The sequence below is a fragment of the Mesorhizobium sp. M2A.F.Ca.ET.067.02.1.1 genome, assembly GCF_004023285.1.
Taxonomy (GTDB): domain Bacteria; phylum Pseudomonadota; class Alphaproteobacteria; order Rhizobiales; family Rhizobiaceae; genus Mesorhizobium.
The window spans coordinates 1-6,199 of record NZ_RZSB01000343.1 but is presented as its reverse complement, the minus strand read 5'-3'; the positions used below and the strand labels follow the sequence as shown (position 1 = coordinate 6,199).

Annotated in this window: 7 protein-coding genes and 1 pseudogene; 2 read left to right on the top strand and 6 right to left on the bottom strand. The window is 65.1% G+C overall.

The window, feature by feature from the left end:
• A pseudogene (locus EOA28_RS21520) lies at positions 1 to 273 on the bottom strand (peptidase); the annotation flags it as partial.
• Between the two features lie 15 nt (positions 274 to 288).
• Positions 289 to 1,212 (bottom strand): 3-keto-5-aminohexanoate cleavage protein, encoded by a 924-nt coding sequence (locus tag EOA28_RS21515; RefSeq protein ID WP_127251750.1) that lies wholly within the window; start codon positions 1,210 to 1,212, stop codon positions 289 to 291.
• A gap of 124 nt (positions 1,213 to 1,336) precedes the next feature.
• Here EOA28_RS21515 and EOA28_RS21510 point away from each other — a divergent pair, with 124 nt between their 5' ends.
• On the top strand, positions 1,337 to 2,317 hold the full coding sequence (locus tag EOA28_RS21510; protein ID WP_127251751.1) for a GlxA family transcriptional regulator: 981 nt from the start codon (positions 1,337 to 1,339) through the stop codon (positions 2,315 to 2,317).
• Here EOA28_RS21510 and EOA28_RS21505 read toward each other — a convergent pair.
• From EOA28_RS21505 to xylA, 3 genes are all read right to left on the bottom strand, one after another.
• Positions 2,298 to 3,059 carry a TIGR01458 family HAD-type hydrolase gene (locus EOA28_RS21505; protein ID WP_348527559.1) on the bottom strand — a complete coding sequence of 254 codons (762 nt, stop codon included), beginning with the start codon at positions 3,057 to 3,059 and terminating at the stop codon, positions 2,298 to 2,300. The genes EOA28_RS21510 and EOA28_RS21505 overlap by 20 nt on opposite strands.
• Positions 3,060 to 3,150: 91 nt before the next feature.
• Positions 3,151 to 3,354 (bottom strand): hypothetical protein, encoded by a 204-nt coding sequence (locus EOA28_RS21500; protein WP_126079938.1) that lies wholly within the window; start codon positions 3,352 to 3,354, stop codon positions 3,151 to 3,153.
• A 198-nt stretch (positions 3,355 to 3,552) separates the two neighbouring features.
• Positions 3,553 to 4,878 (bottom strand): xylose isomerase, encoded by a 1,326-nt coding sequence (gene xylA / locus EOA28_RS21495; protein ID WP_127251753.1) that lies wholly within the window; start codon positions 4,876 to 4,878, stop codon positions 3,553 to 3,555.
• A 112-nt stretch (positions 4,879 to 4,990) separates the two neighbouring features.
• Between xylA and EOA28_RS21490 the strand changes: the two genes are divergently transcribed.
• Positions 4,991 to 5,353 carry a nuclear transport factor 2 family protein gene (locus EOA28_RS21490; RefSeq protein ID WP_127251754.1) on the top strand — a complete coding sequence of 121 codons (363 nt, stop codon included), beginning with the start codon at positions 4,991 to 4,993 and terminating at the stop codon, positions 5,351 to 5,353.
• A 308-nt stretch (positions 5,354 to 5,661) separates the two neighbouring features.
• Here the strand turns inward: EOA28_RS21490 and EOA28_RS21485 are convergent.
• Positions 5,662 to 6,199: FGGY-family carbohydrate kinase (locus EOA28_RS21485; RefSeq protein WP_245501575.1), on the bottom strand; the 538-nt coding region annotated here is incomplete at its 5' end.

The window sequence follows — 6,199 nt, the reverse complement described above, 5'->3', positions numbered from 1 at the left end:
GTTGTAGGGCGCGTAGATGTCGCCGATGTCGTGCAGCAGCGCCGAGACGATCCAGTCGGTGTCGGCGCCATCCTTCCAGGCGCGCGTCGCCGCCTGCAGCGAATGGCCGAGCCGGGTGATCTTGTAGCCGGAAAGTCCTTCGTCCAGCTGCACCAGCGCATCGAGCAGCCGGTCGCCGGTTTTGGCGGCATAGTCGATCTCATGGGCGGTCAGGAATTCATAGTCTTCCTTGTCGCCGTCCTTCATCGCGGTGAATTTGACGGTATCAGCCATCACCAACGCCCCGCTTTACGCCGCGGCCGCGATCGGCGCCCGCTTGGTCAGATTGAGCTTCTTGCGCACCTCCTCTGGCCCAAGGATACGGGCGCCGAGATTGGTGACGATGCTGGCGGCGCGCTCGACCAGCTGCGCATTGGTGGCCAGAACGCCCTTGTCGAGCCAGAGATTGTCTTCCAGCCCGACGCGGACATTGCCGCCGGCGAGCACCGCCGCAGCCGCATAGGCCATCTGGTTGCGGCCGATCGAGAAGGCCGACCAGTTCCAGGTCGAGGGCACATTGTTGACCATCGCCATGAAAGTGTTGAGATCGTCAGGCGCGCCCCATGGCACACCCATGCAGAGCTGCACCAGAGCGTCCGCGTTGAGCACTTTCTCCTCGACCAGCTGCTTGGCGAACCACAGATGTCCGGTGTCGAAGGCCTCGATCTCGGGCTTGACGCCCAGCGCCGTCATCATGCCGCCCATGGCGCGCAGCATGCCGGGCGTGTTGGTCATCACATAGTCGGCCTCGGCGAAATTCATCGTGCCGCAATCCAGCGTGCAGATCTCCGGCAGGCACTGGCGCACATGTTTCATGCGGTTGGTGGCGCCGCCCATGTCGGTGCCCTTCTCGTTGAGCGGCAACGGCGCTTCCGGCGAGCCGAACACCATGTCGCCGCCCATGCCGGCGGTGAGGTTCAGCACCACGTCGACATTGGCATCGCGAATGCGCTCGGTCACTTCGCGATAGAGATGCAGGTCGCGCCTAGGCTTGCCGGTCGCGGGATCGCGCACATGGCAGTGCACGATCGCGGCGCCCGCCTTGGCCGCGTCGATCGCCGATTCGGCGATCTGCTTGGGCGAGCGCGGCACATGCGGGCTGCGGTCCTGCGTGCCGCCGGAGCCGGTCACGGCACAGGTAATGAAGACCTCACGGTTCATCGCAAGCGGCATCTTGATCCTCCCAGGGTCGATCGGCCATGCGTGCCGCCAAAAGCGGAAGCCTGTTGGGCTATGCACGGGATAGACACAGAATGACCGACTTGCCGGAAACTGTTTTGCGTTTTACGAAGCGCTCATGATCAAAAGCGAAAAGCCCACCATCTTTCGGTCCGAGCGCGAGACGCTCAAGGTGACGTTCCTTGTGTTCTCGGGCTCGTCGATCATGTGCGTGGCTTCTGCGGTCGATCCGCTGCGCGCCGCAAACCGCATCTCGGGCGAGACGCTGTTCGATTTCAAGCTGGTCTCGGTTACCGGCGAGGCGCCGGTCACCACTTGCGGCCTCCCCGTGGCCGTCAGCGGCCGCTTCGACGCCGCCGAGCCGAGCGACATGCTGGTCGTCGTCGCCGGTTTCGGCACGCAGAACTACGCCACCTCGGCGCTGCTTGCCGGCCTGCGCCGCGCGGCACGCGCCGCGCGCGCCTGCGGCGGCGTCGAGGCCGGCACCTGGCTGGTGGCGCGCGCCGGGCTGCTCGAAGGCCGCAGCGCCACCACCCATTGGGAGGACATGGAGGATTTCTCCGCCGCATTCCCGGGCGTCGACGTGCGGCCGGACCGCTATGTCATCGACGGTCCGGTGTTCACCTCCGGCGGCGCCTCGCCGACCTTCGACCTGATGCTGCACCTCGTCCGCACCAGGCTCGGCATGGCCGCCGCGCTCGATGTGGCGAGCGTCTTCATCTACGACCAGGCGCGCGCCGCGACCGACGCGCAGCCGCTGGTCTCGCTCGGCCGGCTCGACGGCTACGATCCCAGGCTTGCCCAGGCGATCCGGCTGATGGAAGCGCATGTCGACCAGCCGCTCACCATTGACGCCGTGGCCAAGCGCGCCGGCGTCACGGCAAGAACGCTGGAAAGCATCTTTCGCAAATCGATCGGCGAGACGCCCGGCGCCTATTATCTGAGGCTGCGCCTCAGCGCCGCCCGTCGCCTGGTGGTCGACACGCGCATCGCCATGGCCGATATTGCCGGGCGGACCGGCTTCTCGTCCGCCGCAGCATTTTCCAGGGCATTTTCAAGAGCGTTCGGCGAGGCGCCGGTCAGATTGCGGCGCGGCTGAATATCCACTCGGCTGCTGCCGCGAGATCGTCGACCAGCGCTGCGGGAGCCGGATCGAAGCGTGTTTCGTCGCCGGGACGATATTTGCCGGTGCGCACCAGAAGCGCCGCGCCAAGCCCGGCGCGCAGCGCGCCGGCGACATCGCCCTCGGCGTCGTCGCCGACCATGACCGCATCGGCCGCCGGGCAGTCCAGGTCCGCAAGCGCCGAGAGAAAGAAATCCGGCGACGGCTTGCCGAGCACCACGGGGCTTCGTCCGCTGGCGAATTCCAGCGCTGCGACGAAGGCGCCGGCGTCGAGGCTGAGCTGGCCGTCGGCATCCTTGAAGGTGCGATTGACGGCAAGCGCCACGAAATCGGCACCGGCGGCAAGCTCGCGGAATGTCCGGTTCAGGCTCGCATGGTCGAAGCCCTCGCCGGCATCGCCGACGACGACAGCACGCCCGTTCCCGCCCTCCAGTCCGGAAAACTCGGCTTCGAGGTCGGGATGGACGAGCAGATGCGGCTGGCGGTCGTGATTGCGCAGCCATTCGACCGCGGCGCGCGCCGGCGTCAGCAACTCTTCGTCCGCGACGTCGATGCCCATGGCCACAAGCTGCGCGATGATCTTGCTGCGCGGCGAGCGTGTCGTGTTGCTGACGAAACGCAGCGGCAGGCCGGCCTTACGCAGACGTTCGATAGCCGCGGCCGCGCCTGGTATCGGGGTATCGCCATCGTAGACGACACCCAGAAGATCGAGCAGCACCGCGCGTATCATCGGCGCAGGATGGAGAAACGGTCTCCGTTCGTCAAACCAGGAGAAAATCAGGCCACGAGAGAATCAGGCCACGGAAGAATCAGGCGGCGTCGCGGCCTTCGCCGACGATGCGCGAGCGCATGCTCTTGGCCAGCGCCGTTTCGAGCCGCGCGGCAACCGCGCGATCCCATTCATTTGTCTTGCGCGCATTGTCTTTCGAGTGCGGCAATGCCATCAGCCGGTCGATGATCGATCCGGTTTCGCCGGACGAGAGCAGGGCGTCGATTTCGCGTTCGTGCTGCATATCGGTTCGCCTCCTTCTTCTTCACCCGCCACAGGAGCCACGTTTATACGAGATCCGTGACGGCTGTTTGAAGGCAAGAACGAGGTGATTGAGGGGCAGCGCGGGGCAAAGTTTTGTCGCGTGATTCAGCCCACGCGAATGCAATTTCAGGCCTGCCTCGCGTCCCGATTGCTCGGGCGCGAGGCAGCGTGCCGTTCTTTAAACATACCTGTTGACGATGTTCTCCAGCAGCTCCTGCCGGCCGGAGCGCGGCTGCGGCTCGATCTTCTTCTTCACCACGCGCTCGGCGATCTCCTCCAGCGTGCGCTTGCCGGAAAGCATGGCCTTGCCTTCGGCGGTGTTCCAGCCGGCATAGCGTTCGGCGAGCGGACCGGACAGCGCCTTGTCCTCGATCATCTTCGCCGCCGCCTTCAGGCCGCGCGCGCAGGCATCCATGCCGCCGATATGGCCGATCAGGAGGTCGTCCGGATCGAGCGACTGGCGCCGGAGCTTGGCGTCGAAATTGGTGCCGCCGGTCTTGAAGCCGCCGCCCTGCAGCACCTGGTAATAGGCCAGGGCCATTTCCGGCACATTGTTGGGGAACTGGTCGGTGTCCCAGCCCGACTGATAGTCGTTGCGGTTCATGTCGATAGAGCCGAAGACGCCAAGCGCATTGGCCAGCGCCAACTCGTGTTCGAAGGAATGGCCGGCGAGGATCGCGTGGCCCTGCTCGATGTTGAGCTTGACCTCCTTCTCCAGGCCGAAGCGCTTGAGGAAGCCGTAAACGGTCGCGACGTCGTAGTCGTACTGGTGTTTTGTGGGCTCCTGCGGCTTCGGCTCGATCAGGATCGTGCCCTTGAAGCCGATCTTGTGCTTGTAGTCGACGACGAGGTTGAGGAAGCGGCCGGCCTGTTCCTGCTCGCGGGCGAGGTCGGTGTTGAGCAAGGTCTCATAGCCCTCGCGTCCGCCCCACAGCACGTAGTTCTCGCCCTTCAGCTTCTTCGTCACGTCGATGCACTTCTTCACCGTCGCCGCTGCATAGGCGAACACATCCGGATCGGGATTGGTGGCCGCGCCCGACATGAAGCGGCGGTGCGAGAACAGGTTCGCCGTGCCCCAGAGCAGCTTGACGCCGGTCTTTTTCATTTTGTCGGCGAAATAGTCGGTGATCTCGTCGAGGCGCGCCGCGCTCTCGGAGAAATCCTTGCCTTCCGGGCGCACGTCGGCGTCGTGGAAGCAGAAATAGGGCGCGCCGAGCAGCGAGAACATCTCGAAGGCGACATCGGCCTTGAGCCTGGCCAGATCCATCGTGTCGATGCCGCCCGGCTTGGCGAACCAGGGCCGGTCGAAGGTCTGGCCGCCGAACGGGTCGCCGCCCGGCCAGGCGAAGGAATGCCAGTAGGCGACGGCGAAGCGCAGATGGTCTTCCAGCCGCTTGCCGGCCACCACCTCGTCCGGGTTGTAGAAGCGATAGGCCAGCGGATTGGTCGAATCCGGTCCCTCATATTTGATCTTCTTGATGTCGCCGAAAAATCCGCTGCTCATGGTTTCCTTCCTCTCCGGGTGCATTCGCCCGATTACCTCAGGCGTAATTGGTTTCGCTTCTGCGGGGCGCCAAAAAGGTCATGTCGAAACGATCCAACGAAGGAGCATTACAATGACCGACCTCAACACGATCGCCCGCAACTACATCGCCGCCTGGAACGAGAGCGATGCGATCCGCCGCAAGGCGCTGCTCGAAGCTGCCTTCACCAGCGATGTCAGCTATCGCGACCCGGTCATGCAGGGCGACGGCCATGACGGCGTCGCGGCCCTCATCAACGGCGTGCAGCAGCGCTTCGCCGGTTTCCGGTTTTCGCTGAAGGGTGAACCGGACGGTTTCGCCGACCGCATCCGCTTCTCGTGGAATCTTGGGCCCGAAGGGACGGAGTCCGTCATCGAGGGCACCGATATCGGCGTCATCGAGAACGGCCGCCTGAAGAGCGTCACCGGGTTTTTGGACAAGGTGCCGGCGAAGTGAGGCTATCCGGGTAAGGCAGGCGCGAGGCCCCCCTCTCTGGCCTGCCCGCTCCGGCCCTTCGCTATCGCTCCGGGCGTTCGTCGTTCGGAAAGCCAAGCAATTGGCTTTCCGCCCGCTGCGCGGACCACTCCTCACCCCCCTCAAGGGGGGAGATCGGATGTCGCTTCGGCTTTCGCCAATCTCCAGCGTTGCAGGAGGGAGCGGGGCATTCCAACTGTCAATCTCCCCCCTTGAGGGGGAGATGGCCGGCAGGGCAGAGAGGGGGGCCTCGCGCCCGCTCATGCGACTACGAGGTGCCTCGCGCCTGCTCACGCAGTTACAGCCCTTATCGCCGGATAGAGCGCGCGATACCTCTGATAGGCATCCGCAAAAGCCCCACCAAGCCCCGCATCCGGCTCAACCGTCGCGTCCGTCGCCGGCGCGGTGCATACCGCAAGCGGATCGGCGCCGGTCGCGGCGATCAACCCGAGCCTTGCCGCGCCAAACGCCGCGCCGAAATCGCCATCGGCCGGAATATCGACCGGCACCTGCAGCGCGGTGGCGATCGCCTTCAGCCAGTAGCGCGAGCGCGAGCCGCCGCCGATCGCAGTGACCCGGCTCAATGTCGTCCCGGCCGTCTTCAGCGCTTCGAGGCTGTCGCGGAAGGCAAAGGCGACGCCTTCCAGCACCGCCTGCGTCAGCACGGCCCGACTCGATTGATGCGCAAGCCCCGTGAAACAGCCGCGAATGGCGGAATCATTATGCGGCGTCCGCTCGCCGGAGAGATAGGGCAGGAAAGAGACGCCCGTCGGCGCCTTGAGCGTGTCGCCGAGCTCGCCGGTCAGGTCGCCGGCGCTCTTGCCGGTG